The sequence below is a fragment of the Saccharothrix sp. NPDC042600 genome (assembly GCF_040647305.1).
Classification (GTDB): Bacteria; Actinomycetota; Actinomycetes; order Mycobacteriales; family Pseudonocardiaceae; genus Actinosynnema; species Actinosynnema mutabilis.
In genome coordinates, this window is record NZ_JBEZBW010000007.1 from 1 (window position 1) to 19,034 (window position 19,034).

At 72.6% G+C, this 19,034-nt stretch carries 17 protein-coding genes; 12 read left to right on the forward strand and 5 right to left on the reverse strand.

Annotated features, from left to right (window positions below):
* The 3 genes from AB0A74_RS07515 to AB0A74_RS07525 all read right to left on the reverse strand — a co-directional run.
* Positions 1-143, reverse strand: a 143-nt coding sequence (locus AB0A74_RS07515; RefSeq protein WP_358248194.1) for a transposase, incomplete at its 3' end; no start/stop codon positions are given.
* 191 nt (positions 144-334) lie between these two features.
* On the reverse strand, positions 335-553 hold the full coding sequence (locus AB0A74_RS07520) for a hypothetical protein (protein WP_358248039.1): 219 nt from the start codon (positions 551-553) through the stop codon (positions 335-337).
* Positions 554-712: 159 nt separating this feature from the next.
* A complete protein-coding gene (locus tag AB0A74_RS07525) occupies positions 713-1,321 on the reverse strand; it encodes a GNAT family N-acetyltransferase (protein ID WP_358248040.1) in 609 nt (202 codons plus the stop codon).
* Positions 1,322-1,369: 48 nt separating this feature from the next.
* Here AB0A74_RS07525 and AB0A74_RS07530 point away from each other — a divergent pair, with 48 nt between their 5' ends.
* From AB0A74_RS07530 to AB0A74_RS07550, 5 genes are read left to right on the forward strand one after another with little or no spacing between them, the layout of a single operon-like run.
* A complete protein-coding gene (locus AB0A74_RS07530; protein WP_358248041.1) occupies positions 1,370-2,296 on the forward strand; it encodes an ABC transporter ATP-binding protein in 927 nt (308 codons plus the stop codon).
* Positions 2,296-3,051 carry an ABC transporter permease gene (locus AB0A74_RS07535; protein WP_343936000.1) on the forward strand — a complete coding sequence of 252 codons (756 nt, stop codon included), beginning with the start codon at positions 2,296-2,298 and terminating at the stop codon, positions 3,049-3,051. The genes AB0A74_RS07530 and AB0A74_RS07535 overlap by 1 nt, the downstream gene beginning before the upstream one ends.
* A 7-nt stretch (positions 3,052-3,058) precedes the next feature.
* Positions 3,059-3,880: an ABC transporter permease gene (locus AB0A74_RS07540; protein ID WP_358248042.1), complete on the forward strand. Its 822-nt coding sequence runs from the start codon at positions 3,059-3,061 to the stop codon at positions 3,878-3,880.
* 45 nt (positions 3,881-3,925) lie between these two features.
* Positions 3,926-4,336 carry a DoxX family protein gene (locus AB0A74_RS07545; protein WP_358248043.1) on the forward strand — a complete coding sequence of 137 codons (411 nt, stop codon included), beginning with the start codon at positions 3,926-3,928 and terminating at the stop codon, positions 4,334-4,336.
* A 31-nt stretch (positions 4,337-4,367) separates the two neighbouring features.
* Positions 4,368-6,332 carry a TIGR03960 family B12-binding radical SAM protein gene (locus tag AB0A74_RS07550; protein ID WP_358248044.1) on the forward strand — a complete coding sequence of 655 codons (1,965 nt, stop codon included), beginning with the start codon at positions 4,368-4,370 and terminating at the stop codon, positions 6,330-6,332.
* Here the strand turns inward: AB0A74_RS07550 and AB0A74_RS07555 are convergent.
* The gene (locus tag AB0A74_RS07555; RefSeq protein ID WP_358248045.1) at positions 6,318-7,067 is read right to left on the reverse strand and encodes a ferredoxin; all 750 of its coding nucleotides are present in this window, start codon (positions 7,065-7,067) and stop codon (positions 6,318-6,320) included. The genes AB0A74_RS07550 and AB0A74_RS07555 overlap by 15 nt on opposite strands.
* Positions 7,068-7,338: 271 nt before the next feature.
* On the opposite strand from AB0A74_RS07555, the gene AB0A74_RS07560 reads away from it, so the two are divergent.
* Together AB0A74_RS07560 and AB0A74_RS07565 are read left to right on the forward strand one after the other, a co-directional pair.
* Complete coding sequence (locus AB0A74_RS07560; RefSeq protein WP_358248046.1) at positions 7,339-7,884, forward strand: sigma-70 family RNA polymerase sigma factor; 546 nt, start codon at positions 7,339-7,341, stop codon at positions 7,882-7,884.
* Positions 7,885-8,120: 236 nt separating this feature from the next.
* Entirely contained in the window at positions 8,121-10,820 is a 2,700-nt protein-coding gene (locus AB0A74_RS07565; protein ID WP_358248047.1) for a BREX system ATP-binding domain-containing protein, read from the forward strand.
* 14 nt (positions 10,821-10,834) lie between these two features.
* Here AB0A74_RS07565 and AB0A74_RS07570 read toward each other — a convergent pair whose 3' ends face one another.
* Positions 10,835-12,343 carry a S8 family serine peptidase gene (locus AB0A74_RS07570; RefSeq protein ID WP_358248048.1) on the reverse strand — a complete coding sequence of 503 codons (1,509 nt, stop codon included), beginning with the start codon at positions 12,341-12,343 and terminating at the stop codon, positions 10,835-10,837.
* A gap of 221 nt (positions 12,344-12,564) precedes the next feature.
* Here AB0A74_RS07570 and AB0A74_RS07575 point away from each other — a divergent pair, with 221 nt between their 5' ends.
* From AB0A74_RS07575 to obgE, 5 genes are all read left to right on the forward strand, one after another.
* A complete protein-coding gene (locus AB0A74_RS07575; protein ID WP_358248195.1) occupies positions 12,565-13,371 on the forward strand; it encodes a TIGR03936 family radical SAM-associated protein in 807 nt (268 codons plus the stop codon).
* Between the two features lie 174 nt (positions 13,372-13,545).
* Positions 13,546-16,593 (forward strand): translation initiation factor IF-2 N-terminal domain-containing protein, encoded by a 3,048-nt coding sequence (locus AB0A74_RS07580; RefSeq protein WP_358248049.1) that lies wholly within the window; start codon positions 13,546-13,548, stop codon positions 16,591-16,593.
* A 283-nt stretch (positions 16,594-16,876) separates the two neighbouring features.
* A complete protein-coding gene (gene rplU / locus AB0A74_RS07585) occupies positions 16,877-17,191 on the forward strand; it encodes a 50S ribosomal protein L21 (protein WP_121222273.1) in 315 nt (104 codons plus the stop codon).
* A 14-nt stretch (positions 17,192-17,205) separates the two neighbouring features.
* Positions 17,206-17,469 (forward strand): 50S ribosomal protein L27, encoded by a 264-nt coding sequence (gene rpmA / locus AB0A74_RS07590; RefSeq protein WP_309115082.1) that lies wholly within the window; start codon positions 17,206-17,208, stop codon positions 17,467-17,469.
* 104 nt (positions 17,470-17,573) lie between these two features.
* On the forward strand, positions 17,574-19,031 hold the full coding sequence (gene obgE / locus AB0A74_RS07595; RefSeq protein WP_358248050.1) for a GTPase ObgE: 1,458 nt from the start codon (positions 17,574-17,576) through the stop codon (positions 19,029-19,031).
* Positions 19,032-19,034: the final 3 nt, after the last annotated feature.

Consider the following 19,034-nt stretch of genomic DNA (forward strand, 5'->3'; position numbering starts at 1 on the left):
AGGATCGCGTCCACGATCAGCCGACGGCAGTGCTTCTCCGGACGTCCGCCCCGGCCCGCCAGCCATGGCGGGTCGGGCAGCAGCGCGTCCACGATCGCCCACTGGGCGTCGGTGAGATCGGTCGGGTAGCGGCGCTGTCGCATGCCGGGCCGGTGCGTGGCCGCCAAGCGGCAGCAGCCACCCGCGCTGACAACGCCGCCCGGGATCGGGCAGGATAACAACGGAACTCCTGGTCGACCGGATGCCTAGACAACACCCGATCTACCAGGAGTTCCCCTGTCCGCGCACCAAAGCCACACCACCCACCGGGTTCCCAAACAGCCACTCAGGCCGGTCACGCGACGTCCGCATGGTCAAACGCAGGTCGCTGTACCGGTAGCGGTACTTCTGGGCTGGCACCGGTCGCCGGGTGCATGACCACGTCGGCTCCCGTGGTGGCCAGTTGCTCGGTGCTGTGGACGACGAGGTCGGGCCGGCCCGTCAGCCCGCTCGCGGCGTCAACGGCGGCCCGGTGCCCGGCCCGGCCGGCGTACTGGGCCATCGTGATCAACAAGCCGCACCGGCACCCAGGAAGAGCGGCCCGCCGACGACGGCCCGCGCCCGTCCCACTGGAAGACCACCAGCGCCACGAGCGCCCAGGTGCTCGACCGGGGTCCGGCGGCGTCGTGCCGGAAGGGGCGGGATCCGTCGTCGGGACGGCCGGATCCGGGGTTCAGTCGGAAATCCGGGCCGTGTCCCTCCGTCGGGACGGGGAGGAGCCGTTGCCGCCGGGGGCCGAGCCGTGCAGGACGACGCCCTCTTGGAAGCCCAGGCGCAGGGCCATGCGGACCTCGTCGAACCGCACGTCGCCGACCGCGATCGCGTACGGCAGGCGGCCCCACTCGCGGAAGCCCAGGCTCTCGTACAGCTCGATCGCCCCGTGGTTGTTGCCGCGCACGCCCAGGGTCAACAGCTCCAACCCCGCCGCACGGGCGTGGTCCACGACCGCCGACACCAGCCGCCGGCCCAGTCCCAGCCCGCGCGCCGACGGGTGGGTCGTCACCCGGCCCACCTCCGCCGAGTGCTTGAAGACCGCCGAGGTCGAGCGCAGCCACGTCGCCGTCCCGCGCACGACACCGTCCACCCGCGCCAGCACCAGCGCGCCGTCGCCCGACGACACCCGCGCCAGCACCATGTCCAGCCACGCGTCGGTCTCCGCGCGCGACGGCGGGACCTGCCAGCCGATCGCCCCGCCGGCCGCCACCACGTCGTGCAGCACCGAGTGCACGGAAGCGCGCAGCGAAGAGTCCGCGACGGTGGGCCACACCAGCTCGATCCCCATGCCGCCAACCCTAAAACCGCTCCCGGACTGTCGTACCCCGCCGCTAACGTGACGAACGTGACCACCCTCGTCGCCGCCAAAGGCCTGACCAAGCACTTCGGGGACTTCCAAGCCGTCCGGGGCATCGACGTCGAGGTCCACCGGGGCGAGGCGTTCGGGTTCCTCGGCCCCAACGGCGCGGGCAAGTCCTCGACCATGCGCATGGTGTCCTGCGTGTCCCCGCGCACCGGCGGCGAGCTGTCCGTGCTGGGCATGGACCCCAACCGCGACGGGCCGCGCATCCGGGCCCGGCTCGGCGTCGTCCCGCAGTTGGACAACCTCGACACCGAGTTGACCGTCCGCCAGAACCTGGAGATCTACGGCCGCTACTTCGGCATGTCGCGCGCCCGCGTCCGCGAGAAGGCCGCGGAGCTGCTCGACTTCGCCCAGCTCACCGAGCGCGCCGACGACGAGGTGGAACCGCTGTCCGGCGGCATGAAGCGCCGGCTGACCATCGCCCGCTCCCTGGTCAACGACCCGGAGCTGGTCGTCCTGGACGAACCCACCACGGGCCTGGACCCGCAGGCCCGCCACCTGCTGTGGGACCGGCTGTTCCGGCTCAAGCAGAACGGCGTCACCCTCGTCATCACCACCCACTACATGGACGAGGCCGAGCAGCTGTGCGACCGGCTGGTCGTCATGGACGGCGGCAAGATCGTCGCCGAGGGCTCGCCGGTCGAGCTGATCCGCCGCTACTCGACCCGCGAGGTGCTGGAGCTGCGCTTCCCGCCCGGCGAGCAGGACCCGACCGCCGTGCGGGGCCTCGCCGACCGCGTCGAGGTGCTGCCCGACCGCCTGCTGCTCTACACCGACGACGGCGAGGCCGCCCTGTCCGCCGCGCACCACCGGGGCGTGCGGCCGGCGTCCAGCCTGGTCCGCCGCAGCTCGCTGGAGGACGTGTTCCTCCGCCTCACCGGCCGGACGTTGGTGGACTGATGCTCGCCGTCCTGGAGTACCAGTGGACGTGGTACCGCCGGAACTGGCGGTCCACGTCGGTCACCACGTTCGTCAACCCGCTGCTGTTCCTGCTCGCGATGGGCATGGGCTTCGGGTCCCAGGTCACGGCCGGTCCGGCCACCGGCGGCGAGCGGTACGTCGTGTTCCTCGCCCCGGCGCTGGTGGTCACCACGGCCGTGCAGAGCGCCATGTTCGAGTCGTCGTGGGCGGTGTTCTCGCAGTTCAAGTGGCAGAAGACCTACGTCGGCATGGTCGCCACCCCGGTCACCCCGGCGCAGGTCCTGTACGGGCAGCTGCTGTGGGTGGCGCTCAAGCTCACCTTCGGCTGCGTCGCGTTCCTGCTGGTCGCGGGCCTGCTGGGGGCGGTGACGTCACCGTGGGCGGTGCTCGCGCTGCCGTTCGGCGTGCTGACCGGCATGGCGTTCAGCGCCCTGGTCGTCGCCTACACCGCCACCCTGGAGAAGCCGGACTCGTTCAACGGCCTCTACCGGTTCCTGGTCATCCCGATGACCCTGTTCACCGGCGCGTTCTTCCCGCTGAGCCAGCTGCCGGGCTGGCTGCACCCGCTGGCCTGGCTCACGCCCGTGTGGCACGGCATCGAGCTGTCCCGCGGTGCCGCGTTCGGCACGCTGGGCGTGCTGCCCGCGCTGGGCCACCTCGCCTACCTGTCCGCACTGGTCGCCGCGGGCGTGCTCCTCGGCCGCCGGTTCTTCCACCGACGACTGGCGGTGTGAGCAGCCCATGACCCGAACGCTCGACCAGAGCGCCCCGGCCAGCCGGGGCCTGCTGCTGCGGATCGTGCCGCCCGGCCTGTACGCGGGCCGGCCGCACGTCATCGTCGAACGCGCCCACCTGGTGTACCGCCGGGCGTGGACGTCGTTCGTCTCCGGGTTCTTCGAACCGCTGTTCTTCCTGCTCTCCCTCGGCTTCGGCTTCGGGCAGCTGGTGAGCGCGGTGGACGGCCTGCCGTACCCGGCGTTCGTCGCGCCCGCCCTGCTGGCCGCCTCCGCGATGAACGGCGCGGTGTTCGACACGACGTTCAACCTGTTCTCCAAGGTCAAGTACACCCGCGTGTACGAGGCGATGCTGAACACCCCGATGGGGCCGATCGACATCGCCGTCGGCGAGGCGACCTGGGCGTTGCTGCGCGGCGGCCTGTACTCGGCCGGGTTCCTCGCCGTGATGGCCGGGTTCGGGCTCATCACCTCGGCGTGGGCGCTGCTGGCGCTGCCCGCGTGCCTGCTGGTGGCGCTGGCGTTCGCGGCGGTCGGCATGGCCGGGACCACGTTCATGCGATCGTGGCAGGACTTCGACCTGGTGCAGCTGTTCGTGCTGCCGCTGTTCCTGTTCTCCACGACCTTCTACCCGCTGTCGGTGTACCCGGCGTGGCTGCAGGCGGTCGTCCAGTGGACCCCGCTCTACCACGCGATCGAGCTGTTGCGGGCCCTGACCACGGGCTCGGTCGGCTGGGGCGCCCTGGCGCACGTGCTGTACCTGGTCGTCATGGGCGCGCTGGGGGTGCTGGTCGCGTCCCGGCGGCTGGGCAAGTTGCTGACCTCCTGACCGGGTCCAACACTGGACGCAGTCATCCCTTCACGGGAGGTCGTCATGGACGTGATCGTGCTCGTCGGCCGCATCCTGTTCGTGCTGCTGTTCCTCAACTCGGCGTTCGGCCACTTCACCCAGACCGAGGGCATGGCCGGGTACGCCGAGTCCAAGGGCGTCCCGTCGCCGCGCCTGGCCACCCAGGCCAGCGGCGCGGTGCAGCTCGTCGGCGCGTTGATGGTGCTGCTGGGCGTGTGGGCCGACCTCGGGGCGCTGCTGCTGGTGCTGTTCCTGCTGCCCACGGCGTTGCTCATGCACCCGTTCTGGAAGGAGCGCGACCCGCAGGCCCGGCAGGGCGAGACCATCCAGTTCAGCAAGGACGTGTCGCTGGCCGGCGCGGCGTTGATGTTCTTCGGCCTCTACGCGGGAGCGGGCGAGGAGCTGGGCCTGACCATCACGGGACCGCTGTTCTGAGCGGTTGTCGAGGTGCCGTTACCCTGGTCGTGTGAGTGTCGAGTCCGTCTTCCCCGCGTTGGAGCCCCTGCTGCCGAGGGTGTCCAAGCCCGTGCAGTACGTCGGCGGGGAGTTGAACGCGACCGTCAAGGACTGGGACGCCGCCGCCGTGCGGTGGGCCCTGATGTACCCGGACGCCTACGAGGTCGGGCTGCCCAACCAGGGCGTCATGATCCTCTACGAAGTGCTCAACGAGCAGCCGGACGTCCTGGCCGAGCGCACCTACGCGGTGTGGCCGGACCTGGAGGCGCTCATGCGCGAGCACGGCGTGCCGCAGTTCACCGTGGACGCGCACCGGCCGGTGAAGGCGTTCGACCTGCTCGGGGTGAGCTTCGCCACCGAGCTGGGCTACACGAACCTGCTCACCGCGCTGGACCTCGCGGGCATCCCGCTGCGCGCCGACGAGCGCGGTGACGACGACCCGGTCGTGGTGGCCGGCGGGCACGCGGCGTTCAACCCCGAGCCGATCGCGCCGTTCATCGACGCCGCGGTGCTGGGCGACGGCGAGGAAGCCGTCCTGGAGATCACCGACCTGGTGCGCGCGTGGAAGGCCGAGGGGCGGCCCGGCGGCCGGGACGAGCTGCTGCTGCGCCTGGCCGAGACCGGCGGGGTGTACGTGCCCCGGTTCTACGACGTGGAGTACCTGCCCGACGGGCGCATCCAGCGCGTGGTGCCCAACCGCGAGCGCGTGCCGTACCGGGTGTTCAAGCGGACCACGATGGACCTCGACGCGTGGCCGTACCCGAAGCAGCCGCTGGTGCCGCTGGCGGAGTCGGTGCACGAGCGGATGAGCGTGGAGATCTTCCGCGGCTGCACGCGCGGGTGCCGGTTCTGCCAGGCGGGCATGATCACCCGCCCGGTGCGGGAGCGGTCCATCGAGGGCATCGGCGCGATGGTGCAGCGCGGCCTGGAGGCCACCGGGTTCGAGGAGGTGGGCCTGCTGTCGCTGTCCAGCGCGGACCACTCCGAGATCGCCGAGGTCACCAAGGGCCTGGCCGACCGGTACGAGGGCACGAACACCTCGCTGTCGCTGCCGTCCACCCGCGTCGACGCGTTCAACATCGACCTGGCCAACGAGCTGTCCCGCAACGGCCGCCGCTCGGGCCTGACCTTCGCGCCCGAGGGCGGCAGCGAGCGCATCCGGCGCGTGATCAACAAGATGGTGTCCGAGGAGGACCTCATCCGGACGGTCAGCGCGGCGTTCGGCGCGGGTTGGCGGCAGGTGAAGCTGTACTTCATGTGCGGCCTGCCGACCGAGACCGACGACGACGTGCTGCAGATCGCCGAGATGGCCAAGAACGTCATCCGCGCGGGCCGCGAGGTCAGTGGCCGCAAGGACATCCGCTGCACCATCTCCATCGGCGGGTTCGTGCCCAAGCCGCACACGCCGTTCCAGTGGGCGGCGCAGTGCGATCCGGCCACTGTGGACAGTCGGCTGCGCAAGCTGCGCGAGGCGGTGAACTCGGACCGCTCGCTGGGCCGCAACATCGGCATGCGCTACCACGACGGGCAGCCGTCGCTGATCGAAGGCCTGCTGTCGCGGGGTGACCGCCGCGTCGGCGAGGTCATCGAGCGGGTGTGGCGCGAGGGCGGCCGGTTCGACGGGTGGTCGGAGCACTTCTCCTACCAGCGCTGGGTGGCCGCCGCCGAGGCCGAGCTGACGCCGCTGGGCGTGTCCCTGGACTGGTTCACCACCCGGGAGCGCGAGGAGCTGGAAGTCCTGCCCTGGGACCACCTGGACTCGGGCCTGGACAAGGAATGGCTCTGGTCGGACTGGCAGGACGCGCTGGACGAGCGCGAGCAGGACGACTGCCGCTGGACGCCGTGCTTCGACTGCGGTGTCTGCCCGGCGATGGGGACCGACATCGAGGTGGGCCCGACGGGGCGCACCCTGCTGCCGATCTCCCCGGTGGGCAAGGGCTCCCCGGTGCGCAACCCGGCGCTAACCCCGAGGTAGCCCGCTCCCGTCGACGACCCGGACCGCGCGCATCGGACAGGCGCGAGCGGCGGCGGCGACGTGGTCGGCCTGGTCGGGGCCGGGGTTGCGCGCGTACCGCAGCGTCCCGTCCTCCAACAGTCGGAACACCCGGGGCGCCTGCGCCTGGCACAGCGCGAAGTGCCGGCACAGCCCGTGGTCGACCGAGACCCGGAACGCGGCGGGCTCCGCGTCACCGGGGGCGCTGCGGATGCCCAGGCGCAGCAACGCCTCCGGGGGCAGGACGCGGAGCAGGGTCAGCGTGATCGTCGGGACCAGGACGGTGATGCCGGCCAGCCACAGGACCGGCACCGAGCCGTTGGCCGCCGCGCCCAGCCACGCGTGCATCGCGCACAGCCACACCGCCACGTACGCCAGGCGGTGCACGGGTAACCGGTTCCAGTAGAACCCCGCGCCGCGAAGCGCGGCCGTCACGGCCACCGCGACCATGAGCTCCAGGCCGAGGACGCCCAGGGCGTGGCGGGGCGGCCCGAAGGGCAGCACGACCGCGAACGGTTCGACCGTGCCGGCGGCGGCCAGCGCGAGGGCGTGCGTCACCCCGAGCGCCACGCTGAACGTCGCCAACACCCGGTGCGTCACCCGCGCCCCGGGCATCGCCCGCACCCAGCCGGTCGCGGTGAGGACGCCCCAGCAGATGGTCAGGCACATGGCCACGTACGCCAGCCGGCCGGACCACGGCGCCACGGTCGAGGACACGATTCGACTCCCCCTCAAGTCGCGGGTCTCCAGAGAGGGAGTACGAACCCCGATGTCCGCGGTTCGAGCAGCGGTTCAAATACGTGATGTGATCTGTGTCACATGGCATCCGGAGAACCGCGGAGACGATCAATACGTTGCGGCCCCTACAACACCCGTAAACACCCGCGGTGCGTCCAGGAAACTGTGGATTAACGCGATCGGGTGTAGTACGTTCACGGAACGTCTCGTTCGCCCCGCCGCGCGCCAACTTCGAGGAGGTTCGGTTCGCATGAATTCCTTGGGTGGAGTGTGGGTGGACGGCAACCAGGTCCGCCGGCGGCCCGGCGAGGAACTCGTCACCCAGCTCTACGGCCAGTTCAAAGGCGCTTTGTTCGCCCACGTCCTGGGCCTGACCAACCACGACCGGCAATGGACCGAGGACGTCGTCCAGGAGACGCTGATCCGCGCCTGGCAGAACGCCGAGACCCTCGTCCGCGACCCGCGCATGCTGCGCGGCTGGCTGCTGACCGTGGCCCGCCGCATCGTCATCGACGGCTGGCGCACGCGCCGCGCCCGACCGCAGGAAGTGGAGCTGACCAGCACCGACGCCGTGCACGCCGCCGACGAGACCGAGCAGCGCCTGTCCATCATGGTGATCACCGACGTGATCGGGCGGCTCGGCGAGGAACACCGCGCCGCGATCTACGAGACCTACGTCCGGGGTCGCACGATCCGCGAGGCGGCGCAGGTGCTGGGCATTCCCGAGGGCACCGTGAAGTCGCGCGTCTACAACGGGATGAAGGTCCTGCGCCGGGCATTGCGGGAGTGGAACTGAAAAGGTTCGCCGTGCTCTCCGCGAAATGCACGTGCAGTGGACCGGAAACGTCCGGCAGCGGTTCGCCCGAACCGGCCTGCGGCAATTGAGTGAATGACCGGATCGGCGCTTTGGCGGGTGACCCCCGGCCGCTGCCGACAAGTCTGGCCGAACCCCGGCCGACGGTCTCTACGGTGGGTACCGAAGGAAATGCGCCCGCACCGGTGCGAACCCTTCGGTACCCCGGGTGTCCTACGGTGGTCCACCCCGAACGCTTGAGCGGAGGAACCGTGCCAACGCCGACCGTGGGCCGCGACGCCGAGCTGCGCGCCACCCGCGCGCTGCTGGTCGCCACCGCCGCCGGCCGCGCGACGACGGCGTTCGTCACGGGGGAGGTCGGCGTCGGCAAGTCCGCCCTGCTCGACGCGGTCACCGGCCAGGCCCGCGCGCTGGGGTTCGCGGTCGCCACGGCCCGCGCCACCCGGCTGGAGAGCGACCTGCGCGGCGGCGTCGCGGGCCAGCTCGCCGACGGGCTGCGCGCCGCCCCGGTCGAGGCGCTGGACGACCTGCACCGCGCCGTGCGCCGCGCGCTCGGCCGCGGACCGCTGCTGCTGGCGGTGGACGACGTGCACCTGTCCGACAGCTGGTCCCTGCGCTGCCTGGCCTACCTGCTGCGCCGCGTCCACGAAGAGCCGCTGGCCGTCGTGCTCACCGCCGCCACCGGCCAGTCGCCCGCAGGCGAGGTCGCGCTGCCGGAGCTGACCGGCGGCCACACCGCGACGGTCGAGCTGGCCGGCCTCGACGTCGCCGCGGTCGGCGAGCTGCTCGGCGACCCGGCCATCGCCCGCGCCTGCCACGAGGTCACCGGCGGCAACCCCTACCTGTTGCGCGCGCTGCAACGCGAGCTGACGCCCGACGCCGACATCGGCACCCTCGGCTCACCCGACATCGGCCAGATCCTGCGCGTGTGCCTGCGCCCGTACGAGGGTGCGACCGAACTGGTTCGCGCCACGGCGGTGCTCGGCGCGGACGCCACCGTGGACCGCGTCGCCACGATGGCCGGTGTCGAACCACGGCGTGCGCTGCGCATCATCGACGCACTGGTGCGCCTGCACGTCTTCCGCGACGACTACCCGATCGCGTTCGTGCACCCGTTCCTGCGCAACTCGGTGCTCGCGGACCTCCCGGTCGCCACCCGCGCCGCCGACCACGCCCGCGCCGCGAAGCTGCTGGCCGACGCCGGGGCGCCGGACACCCGCGTCGCCGAGCACCTGCGGGCGGCCCGCGCGATCCCGTTGCCGTGGGCCGTGGACGTGCTGCGCCGCGCCGCCCGCCAGGCCACCCACGACGGCCGCCTCGACGCCGCCCAGGACTACCTGGAACGCGCCCTGGAGGAACGCCTGACCAGCGACGAACGCCTCGCCGTGCAGCTTGAGCTGGTGCACGTCACCTACGTCGTGGACCAGGCCGAGGGCATGGCCAAGCTGCGCGACGCCCTCGCGCACGCCGACGACGCCCGCTCCGCCGCCGGCCAGGCCGTGTCGATGCTGCTGCGGCTGTGCAGCGCGCCGGAGGCCCGCCTGGCGCTGTCCATCGGGCTGCAACTGGTGTCCCGGCTCAGCTCGCAGGAGCACGACGAGTCGTGGGAGCTGCGCACCATGTCCTACCTGGCCGGTGTGGGCAACAACGTCGGGCTCGCCCTGCGCGCCAGCATGTTCACCGAGGAGCTGGAGTCGGAGGTGCCGAACTCCCCGCGGCTGCGGCAGGTCCACTCCGCGCTGATGTCGCTGGGGCACGCGTTGCGCGGCGACTCGGCGGAGAAGGCCGTGCAGTACGCGGCGGAGGCGCTCGACGGTGACCGCGTGGACGTGTTCACCCAGCCGTTCGTCTTCGCCGTCAGCACGTGCTTCATGGCCGACGCGCCCGACCTGTCCGACCGGTTCCGCCGGATGATCGGCAGCGAGGCCGAGCCGCACGACTACCACCTGCGCAAGGGGACCGCCGTCTCGCTCGCGCACGGCATGGACTACCTGGCCAAGGGCGACCTGGTGCGCGCGAAGACGTTCCTGAAGTGGCAGCTTCGCCTGTTCGACGAGCTGCACGCGGTGGACGTGTGCCCGATGGCGATCCTTTGCGCCGCAAGGCTCGCGGAGGTCCTGGTCGATCTCGGGCGGTTCGAGGAGTCACGGGACCTGTTGGCGCGTCACGGTTTCGCGGGCGAGCTGCCGGAGATGTTCCAGCACAACGTCACGCTTTTCGCGCGGGGCAAGCTGAAGCTGGCCACCGGGGACGCGGCCGGCGCGCTCGCGGACCTGTCGGAGTGCGGGCGAAGACTCACCGCGTCCAGGATAGACAGTCCGGCGATCCTGCCGTGGCGGGCGCTCGCCGTGCGCGCCCACCTGGCCCTGGGAATGCGTGAAGACGCCGCTCGCCTGGCCCTGGAAGACCTGGAACGCGCGAAGCGTTGGGGAACGCCGCGGGCCATGGGCACCGCGCTGATCGCCGTCGGCCTCACCAGTGACGACGAACCGGCCGTGCGGGCGCTGCGCAAGGCCGTCGAGTACCTCACCGAGTCCGCCGCCCGCCTGCTGCACGCCGAGGCCCTGTTCGAGCTGGGCGCCCGCCTGCGCCGGCGGGGACAGCCGGAACGGGCCATCCCGCACCTGCGCAAGGCCGTCGAGCTGAGCGCCAGGTGCGAGTCCAAGCCGCTCATCGGGCGGGCCGCCGACGAGCTGCGGGCCTGCGAACCGGCCACCGCGCGCGGCACCGCCCACGGCCTCACCCGCCAGGAGACCCGGGTCGCCGGCATGGCCGCGCGGGGCCTGACCAACCGGCAGATCGCCGAAGCCCTGTTCCTCACCCGCCGCACGGTCGAGCTGCACCTGTCCGGCGCGTACCGCAAGCTGGGCATCACCGGCCGCGCGGACCTCGCCGCCGCGCTGCACCGGGGCGACTAGCGCTGCCGGTTCGACTAGCGCTGCCGGTTCGGCGCCGCCGGGGGACCGCCGGCCGCGTCGTTCCGCACGGCGGCCTTCGCGTCCACCAGCCCGTGGCCGTAGAAGCCGTTGTACTCGGAGTACCCGGTGCAGAACGCGTCCTGCGCGCCCGTGCCGTTCAGGTCGTAGTCGGCGGGGCACGCCAGCGTCTCGGCCTGCGCGTTGAGCATCCGGCTCAGCTCGCCCGCGGTCGCGTCCGGGTGCGTGGACGCCAACAGCGCCGCGACCCCGGACACGTGCGGCGCGGCCATCGACGTGCCGCACGAGTAGTCGTAGCCCGCCGGCACCGTGGACAGCACGCACGCCTGCGCGCCGTCCGGCTGCTGCCTGCGGTCACCGCCCGGCGCGGTCACGTCCACCGCGCCCAGCCCGTACGAGCTGTACCCGGCCTTGACCTTCGCCGCGCCCACCGACGACACCGCCACCACGTTGCGCAGCTGCGCCGGCAGCACCAGGCACGTGTTGTCCACCGGGCGCGGCTTCACGTCCTCGGCCGCGGCGTTGGTCGGGCTCTGCGCGTCCCGGCCCGGCCGGGTCAGGTCCACCCCGCCGTTGCCCGCCGCCGCGACGGTCAGCACACCCCGCCGGCCCGCGTACTCCACCGCCCGCCGCACCGCCTCGTACACCACGGCCTGGCCGGTCTGGTTCTGGCAGGTGAAGACCCACGGGTCGATGTAGTAGCTGTTGTTGGTGATGGTCATGCCCCGTTCGGCGGCCCACATGAACCCGCACACCGCGTACTCGGGGTAGATGAAGCCGGCGTCGTCCACGACCTTCACCGACGCGATCCGCACGTCCGGCGCGACACCCGTGGTGCCCAGGCCGTCGTCGGCGGCGGCGATGGTGCCCGCCACGTGCGTGCCGTGCGCGGAGGTCGTCGGCGACCACGCGGCGCGGGACTGGTCCGCCACGCCGGTCGTGCAGCCGGCCGACAGCGCCGGGTCCAGCGCGCGGACCAGGTCCGGGTGGGTCGGGTCCACGCCCGAGTCCAGGACGCCGACCACCACGTCCCGGCTGCCCTTGCTGATCGCGTGCGCCTCGGCGGCCCGGATCAGGTCCATGTCCCACTGCTCGGCGGTGCGGTCGCGCGTGTCGGGGGTGCCCGACCGGGCGGGCGTCTCGTCCTGCTTGCGCGCCGGCGCGCCCGTGCGGCGGGACAGCCCGTCGGCCTCCGCGCTGTACGCCCGGTGCGGGCCGATCTTGCGCGCGAACCCCGGGTCCGCGGACACCGCGACGGCCACGCCGATCTGCGGGTAGAAGCCGAGGTTGGCGCCGCACGCGGCGGCCACGGTGGCGTCGGCCAGCGGCGCGCTCGTGCCCTGGTCCAGCACGACCAGGTAGCGCAGCGTCGGCCCCGGCTGGATGCACCCGGTGCTCGCGGGGACGCCGTCCGGTGCGGCGGCGTGCGCGGAAACCGCGAAGCAGCCGGTCGCGAGCAGCGCCGTGCTGACCGCGACCGCGTGGACGCGGCGGAGCAGAGGCACGGGTGACCTCCAAGAGCGGCCGTCGGGGTGGTCCTCTGGTGCCGGACGGTAGCCACGTGCGCCGAAGCAGACAAGCGCAACGGCCCCGAGCGGCACCAAGGTACCGTCCCGCTGGAGTAGGAGCGTGGCCCGTTGGGATGCTTACCCCGACGGACGCCACCCGGTACCCAAGGGGAGTAGCACTGAGTCGCCAGCAGCAGCCCAACCCGTCGGCCGCACCGGTGCAGAAGCTCCGGCTGCGCTACGCCAAGCGCGGACGGCTGAGGTTCACCTCACACCGTGACATCGCCCGCACGTTCGAGCGGGCGTTGCGGCGGGCCGGCGTACCCATGGCCTACTCCCAGGGCTTCAGCCCGCACCCGAAGGTGTCGTGGGTCGGCGCCGCGCCCACCGGCGTGGCCAGCGAGGCCGAGTACGTCGAGGTCTCGGTGGTCGAGGTCGTGGACCCCGCCGCGCTGCGCGACGCCCTGGACGCGGTGCTGCCGCCCGGCCTGGACGTGCTGGAGGTCGTGCAGGCGGCCGGCGGGTCGCTGCCCGAGCGGATCGAGGCCAGCGCCTGGCGGGTCGAGCTGCCCGGCGTGTCGCCCGGGGCGCTGGCGGCGGCGGTCGAGGCGTTCCTCGCGGCCGGGTCGGTCGAGGTCGAGCGGCTCACCAAGGACGGTCGCAAGGTGATCGACGTGCGTCCGGCGGTGGTGTCGGCGGAGGCCGTCGCCGCCGAGCCGGTGGACTTCGCCGCCGCCGAGCCGGGGGACGTCGCGACGGCGCAGGTCAGGGCGGGGGTCCCGGCGCATTCGAGCGACGCGGGACACGATGCACGGGATTTGTCACAACCGTGTGGGATACTCGTCATGGTCGTTCGGCAGACAACCCCTACCGTTCGACCCGACGACGTGCTGAGCGCGCTCCGAGTCGTCGCCGACCTGGTTCCGCCGGTGCCCGCGAAGGCGACCCGGATGGCGCAGGGGCGGCTCGACGACGAAGGCGGCCTGGTCGACCCGCTCGCCCTTGACCGGGCGGCGGAGGTCTGACCCGGAAGCCGCCGGAGCGGCGCTGACGGCGTCGTCGCGGGAGAAGACAGACCTGCCGTGCCCGAGCGCACGGCGAAGGCAAGGATTCCCGCCGCCAGCCGCGGCGGTGAGTGGACAAGAGAGGCCCCTGAGCGGCGGCGTCGAACCGGACGCGCCCGGGGGCGGAGGAGCTGCATGTCGAACACGAACAAGCCCGCCGGCGCCGGCGGGGGTAACGCCACATCCGCACACCCCGTGCTCGCCGAACTGCCGGACAAGCTGAGGGTGCACGCGCTGGCGAAGCTGCTGAACACGAGCAGCAAGGACGTCGTCGCGGCGCTCGCCGACCTGGGCGAGCCGGTCAAGGGCGCGCAGTCCAGCGTGAGCCGCGACCTGGCGATCAAGGTCGCCGAGAGCCTGCTGACCTGGGACGACATCGAATCCGGGGACATCGACGAGAGCACCGAGGCGCCCGCCGTCCCGGCTCGCGAGGTGGCCGCGCTCACACCGCTGTTCGCGCCGCCGTCCGCGGTGTTCCTGCCGCCCACCCCCGTGGTCGCGCCCGCCGCGTCCACCCTGGAGGTGGAGGAGGAGGAGCACGAGGACGACGTCGAGGAGGCGCCGCACGGCGAGGACGCCGGTGACGAGGGCGAAGGCCGCCGCCGCCGTCGTCGTGGCCGGCGTGGTCGCGGTCGCGGCAAGGGCGCGGGCGACGAGGCGTCGGGCGAGGACGAGGCCGTCGCCGAGGAGCCCGCGGAGGCCGAAGCCGAGGCCGAGGTCGAGGAGGCCGCCGAGGCCGAGGACGAGGGCGGCACCAGCCGCCGCCGGCGCCGTCGGCGTCGCCGCAAGACCGGCGCGGACGACGAGGCCGCCCCCAGCGAGGACGACCCGCCGAACACGGTCGTGCACGTCCGCGAGACGCGGGACGCGCGCGACGACAAGGCCGACTCCGAGGCCGCCCAGAACGAGGTGCGCAGCGTGCGCGGCTCGACCCGGCTGGAGGCCAAGCGCCAGCGCCGCCGCGACGGCCGCGAGGCCGGCCGCCGCCGCGCCCCGGTGCTGTCCGAGGCCGAGTTCCTGGCGCGCCGCGAGGCCGTCGAGCGCACGATGGTGGTGCGCGAGCGCGGCGACCGCACGCAGATCGGCGTGCTGGAGGACGGCGTGCTCGTGGAGCACTTCGTGACCTCCTCGGGCACCGGCTCGCTGGTCGGCAACGTCTACCTGGGCCGCGTGCAGAACGTGCTGCCGTCCATGGAGGCGGCGTTCATCGACATCGGCCGGGGCCGCAACGCGGTGCTCTACGCGGGCGAGGTCGACTGGGACGCGGCCGGCCTGGAGGGCAAGGCGCGCAAGATCGAGCAGGCCCTGTCCACCGGCGACAGCGTCCTGGTGCAGGTCACCAAGGACCCGGTCGGCCACAAGGGCGCCCGCCTGACCACGCAGATCAGCCTGCCCGGCCGCTTCCTGGTGTACGTGCCCGGCGGCGGCGCGACCGGCATCAGCCGCAAGCTGCCCGACGTCGAGCGCAAGCGCCTGAAGGACATCCTCAAGCGGGTCGTCCCCGAGGACGCCGGCGTCATCATCCGCACCGCCTCCGAGGGCATCGCGGAGGAGGAGCTGGCCCGCGACGTCACCCGCCTGCAGGCGCAGTGGCAGGTCATCAAGGACAAGGCGAACACGCCCAAGGCCCAGGCCCCGCAGCTGCTCTACGAAGAGCCGGACCTGCTGGTCAAGGTCGTCCGCGACCTGTTCACCGAGGACTTCGCTGCGCTGGTCGTCCAGGGCTCGGACGCCTGGGACACCATCGACGGCTACGTCCGCCACGTGGCGCCGGACCTGCAGGACCGCCTGCGCCGCCACGTCGGCAACAACGACGCGTTCGTCGAGTATCGCATCGACGAGCAGCTGCTCAAGGCACTGGACCGCAAGGTCTGGCTGCCGTCGGGCGGCTACCTGGTCATCGACCGCACCGAGGCGATGACGGTCATCGACGTGAACACCGGCAAGTTCACCGGATCGGGTGGAAACCTCGAAGAGACGGTGACGCGCAACAACCTGGAGGCGGCGGAGGAGATCGTCCGCCAGCTCCGGCTGCGCGACGTCGGCGGCATCATCGTCATCGACTTCATCGACATGGTGCTGGAGTCCAACCGCGACCTGGTGCTGCGGCGGCTGACCGAGTGCCTGGGCCGCGACCGCACCCGCCACCAGGTGGCCGAGGTGACGTCGCTGGGCCTGGTCCAGATGACCCGCAAGCGGGTGGGGACGGGCCTGTTGGAGGCCTTCTCGACCACCTGCGAGCACTGCCGCGGCCGGGGCCTGATCGTGTCGACCGAGCCGGTCCACACCCACGGCTCGTCCAACGGCGGCGGCGGTGCGCAGCAGCAGCAACAGCAGGGCCAGGGCGGCGGTCGCAAGTCCCGCCGCGGCAAGGGCGGCGACACGCAGGACACCACGCCCGCCGCGGCCGCTGCCGCGCCTCCGGTGACCCCGGAACCGGTGGCCGAGGTCGTCGTGCCGCCCACCGAGGAGCCCGAGGCGGTCGTGGAACAGCCCACGTCCAGCGAGCCCCTGGCCGCGATCGTGGAAGAGGACACGACCCCCGAGCCGAAGCGCCGCCAACGCCGCCGAGCCCGCCGGGAAGCAGGCGCGGTGACCAAGCACGAGCCGGAGCCCACCCAGGCCCAGCCCGCGCAGGCCGAGCCCGCGCAGGCCGAGCCGGCCCAGGCGAAGGCCGCACGGTCCAAGCCGACCCGGCCAACCGAGCCCGCCGAAGCCACCGAGGCTCCGGCGACCGCTCAGGCCCAGCCGGCCGAGCAGGCCCCGGCGACCGCTCAGCCGGCCGCCCAGGCCCAGGCCCAGCCCGCCGAGCAGGCCCAGCCGACCGGCCAGGCTCAGCCCGCCGAGCAGGCCCAGCCCGCCGAGCAGGCCGGTCAGGCTCAGCCGGCGGCGGAGTCGGCCCAGGCCGCGCCCGCGGCCCCCGCCGAAGCGCCCGCGGACACCGCCCCGGCGGCGCCCGACACCGCTGCGGCGGCGTCCGGCACCACCGAGGCACCGTCCGGCGCCGAAGCGGCCGTGCCCGCCGACGTGCAGCCGCCCACCCAGGTCGGCACCGCCGAGGCCAACGCGGCCGACCAGTCGCTCAACGGCCACGTCGAGCCCGCCCCGACCGCCCGCCGCCGTCCCCGCCGCGCCGCCTCGCGCCCGGCCGGGCCGCCGCTGGGCGCCGTCAAGGAGAGCTGAGCGAGCAGCGGACACCCGTGCCCCGTCCACCCCGTTCCCGGGGCGGGCGGGGCACGTCCACGCTCGGGGTCGGGGCCCCGTCCACCGGGGTGCCGCACCGGCGGTGACCAGGCGGATCGCGGTACACCGACCCCGGTTTGACCCCGCAGTCCACCGCCACGTAACCTGATGCACGGCCCGCCGTCCGGTGGGCCCTGTCGTGCGAAGCCCAGTCCACGAAAACCTGAGTGGCACTGTGGCGCGCGTGGCCCTGTCCGTCGAGTAGCAGGAGACTTCCGTCCCGATGTACGCGATCGTCAAGACCGGCGGCAAGCAGTACAAGGTGGCTGTCGGCGACGTCGTCGAGGTCGAGAAGCTCGAAGGCGAGCCGGGCACCGAAATCACCTTCCCGGCGCCGCTTCTCGTCGTGGACGGCTCCGACGTCACCGCCGACGCCGACGCCCTGGGAAAGATCTCGGTGACCGGCAAGGTCGTCGAGCAGACCAAGGGTCCCAAGATCCGCATCCACAAGTTCAAGAACAAGACCGGCTACCACAAGCGCCAGGGTCACCGCCAGAAGCTGACCCGCGTCGAGGTCACCGGCATCACCGGTAAGTGAGGATCTGACTAGCCATGGCACACAAGAAGGGTGCATCCAGCTCCCGCAACGGCCGTGACTCGAACCCCCAGTACCTCGGGGTCAAGCGGTTCGGCGGTCAGGTCGTCAAGGCCGGCGAGATCCTGATCCGCCAGCGCGGCACCAAGTTCCACCCCGGTGTGAACGTGGGTCGCGGCAAGGACGACACGCTGTTCGCGCTCGCCCCCGGTGCGGTCGAGTTCGGCGTGAAGCGTGGCCGCAAGACCGTGAACATCGTTCCGGTCGAGGCTGCCGCCTGAGTCACCACCTCCTGAGCGCCGTGTGTCCGCGGGAATGCGCGGACCACGGCGCTCAGTAGTGTTTAAGCAGACGTTCCACACCTAGCGCTTGGAAGTGATTCCCCGTGTCCCGTTTTGTCGACCGGGTGGTGATCCACGTCGCCGCCGGTGACGGCGGGAACGGTGTCGCCTCCGTCCACCGCGAGAAGTTCAAGCCGCTCGGCGGCCCGGACGGCGGCAACGGCGGCAAGGGCGGCGACGTCGTCCTGATCGTCGACTCGCAGGTGCACACGCTGCTGGACTTCCACTTCCGCCCGCACGCCGCCGCCGGCAACGGCAAGGGCGGCGCGGGCGGCAACCGGGACGGCGCGAACGGCGCGGACCTGGAGCTGCGCGTCCCCGACGGCACCGTGGTGCTCACCCCGGACGGCGAGGTCGTCGCCGACCTCGTGGGCGAGGGCACCCGCCTCATCGCCGCCCAGGGCGGCCGGGGCGGCCTCGGCAACGCGGCACTCGCGTCCAAGGCCCGCAAAGCCCCCGGATTCGCTCTTCTGGGTGAACCTGGTGAGAAGCACGACCTCGTGCTGGAGCTGAAGTCCGTCGCTGACGTGGGCCTGCTGGGCTTCCCGTCGGCGGGCAAGTCGTCGCTGATCTCGGTGCTGTCCGCGGCCAAGCCGAAGATCGCCGACTACCCGTTCACCACGCTCGTGCCGAACCTCGGCGTGATCACCGCCGGCGAGACGGTGTTCACCATGGCCGACGTGCCCGGCCTCATCCCCGGCGCGTCCGAGGGCAAGGGCCTGGGCCTGGACTTCCTGCGGCACATCGAGCGCTGCGCGGTGCTCGTGCACGTCGTGGACTGCGCGACCTACGAGGCCAACCGCGACCCGCTGTCCGACATCGACGCGCTGGAGGAGGAGCTGGCGAAGTACACGCCCTCCCTGGCGGACGACCTCGCCGAACGCCCCCGCGTCGTCGTGCTGAACAAGATCGACATCCCCGAGGCCCGCGACCTGGCCGACATCGTGAAGCCCGACGTCGAGGCCCGCGGCCTGCCGGTGTTCGAGGTGTCCACGGCCAGCCGGGAGGGCCTGCGGGAGCTGACGTTCGCCCTCGGGCGGATCGTCGAGGAGTACCGGGCCTCGCGGCCCAAGCAGGAGGCGACCCGGGTCGTCCTGCGGCCGACCGCCGTGGACGACTCCGGCTTCACCGTCGTCGAGGACCCCCAGACCCCGGGCGGGTTCATCGTGCGCGGCGAGCGCCCGGAGCGCTGGATCCGGCAGACGGACTTCAGCAACGACGAGGCCGTCGGCTACCTCGCCGACCGCCTCGCCCGCCTGGGCGTGGAGGACGTGCTGGTCAAGATGGGCGCGGTCCCCGGCGCCCAGGTCACCATCGGCGACCTGGTGTTCGACTGGGAGCCGTCCACCCCCGCCGGCATCGCCGCCGTGGCCATGACCGGCCGCGGCACCGACGCCCGCCTCGAACCCCACAACCGGGTCGGCGCCGCCGAGCGCCTCGCCGCCAAGAAGGCGCGTCGCCTGCCCGGCGCCTACGACGAGGACCTCGAAGAGGAAGAGTGATCG

What these genes read in the sequence shown, in the direction of transcription:
- AB0A74_RS07540 (WP_358248042.1), top strand. Translation starts at nt 3,059, where the DNA reads ATGACCCGAACGCTCGACCAGAGCGCCCCGGCCAGCCGGGGCCTGCTG.
- rplU (WP_121222273.1), top strand. Translation starts at nt 16,877, where the DNA reads ATGTACGCGATCGTCAAGACCGGCGGCAAGCAGTACAAGGTGGCTGTC.
- AB0A74_RS07535 (WP_343936000.1), top strand. Translation starts at nt 2,296, where the DNA reads ATGCTCGCCGTCCTGGAGTACCAGTGGACGTGGTACCGCCGGAACTGG.
- AB0A74_RS07525 (WP_358248040.1), bottom strand. Translation starts at nt 1,321, where the DNA reads ATGGGGATCGAGCTGGTGTGGCCCACCGTCGCGGACTCTTCGCTGCGC.
- AB0A74_RS07580 (WP_358248049.1), top strand. Translation starts at nt 13,546, where the DNA reads ATGTCGAACACGAACAAGCCCGCCGGCGCCGGCGGGGGTAACGCCACA.
- AB0A74_RS07560 (WP_358248046.1), top strand. Translation starts at nt 7,339, where the DNA reads ATGAATTCCTTGGGTGGAGTGTGGGTGGACGGCAACCAGGTCCGCCGG.
- rpmA (WP_309115082.1), top strand. Translation starts at nt 17,206, where the DNA reads ATGGCACACAAGAAGGGTGCATCCAGCTCCCGCAACGGCCGTGACTCG.
- AB0A74_RS07545 (WP_358248043.1), top strand. Translation starts at nt 3,926, where the DNA reads ATGGACGTGATCGTGCTCGTCGGCCGCATCCTGTTCGTGCTGCTGTTC.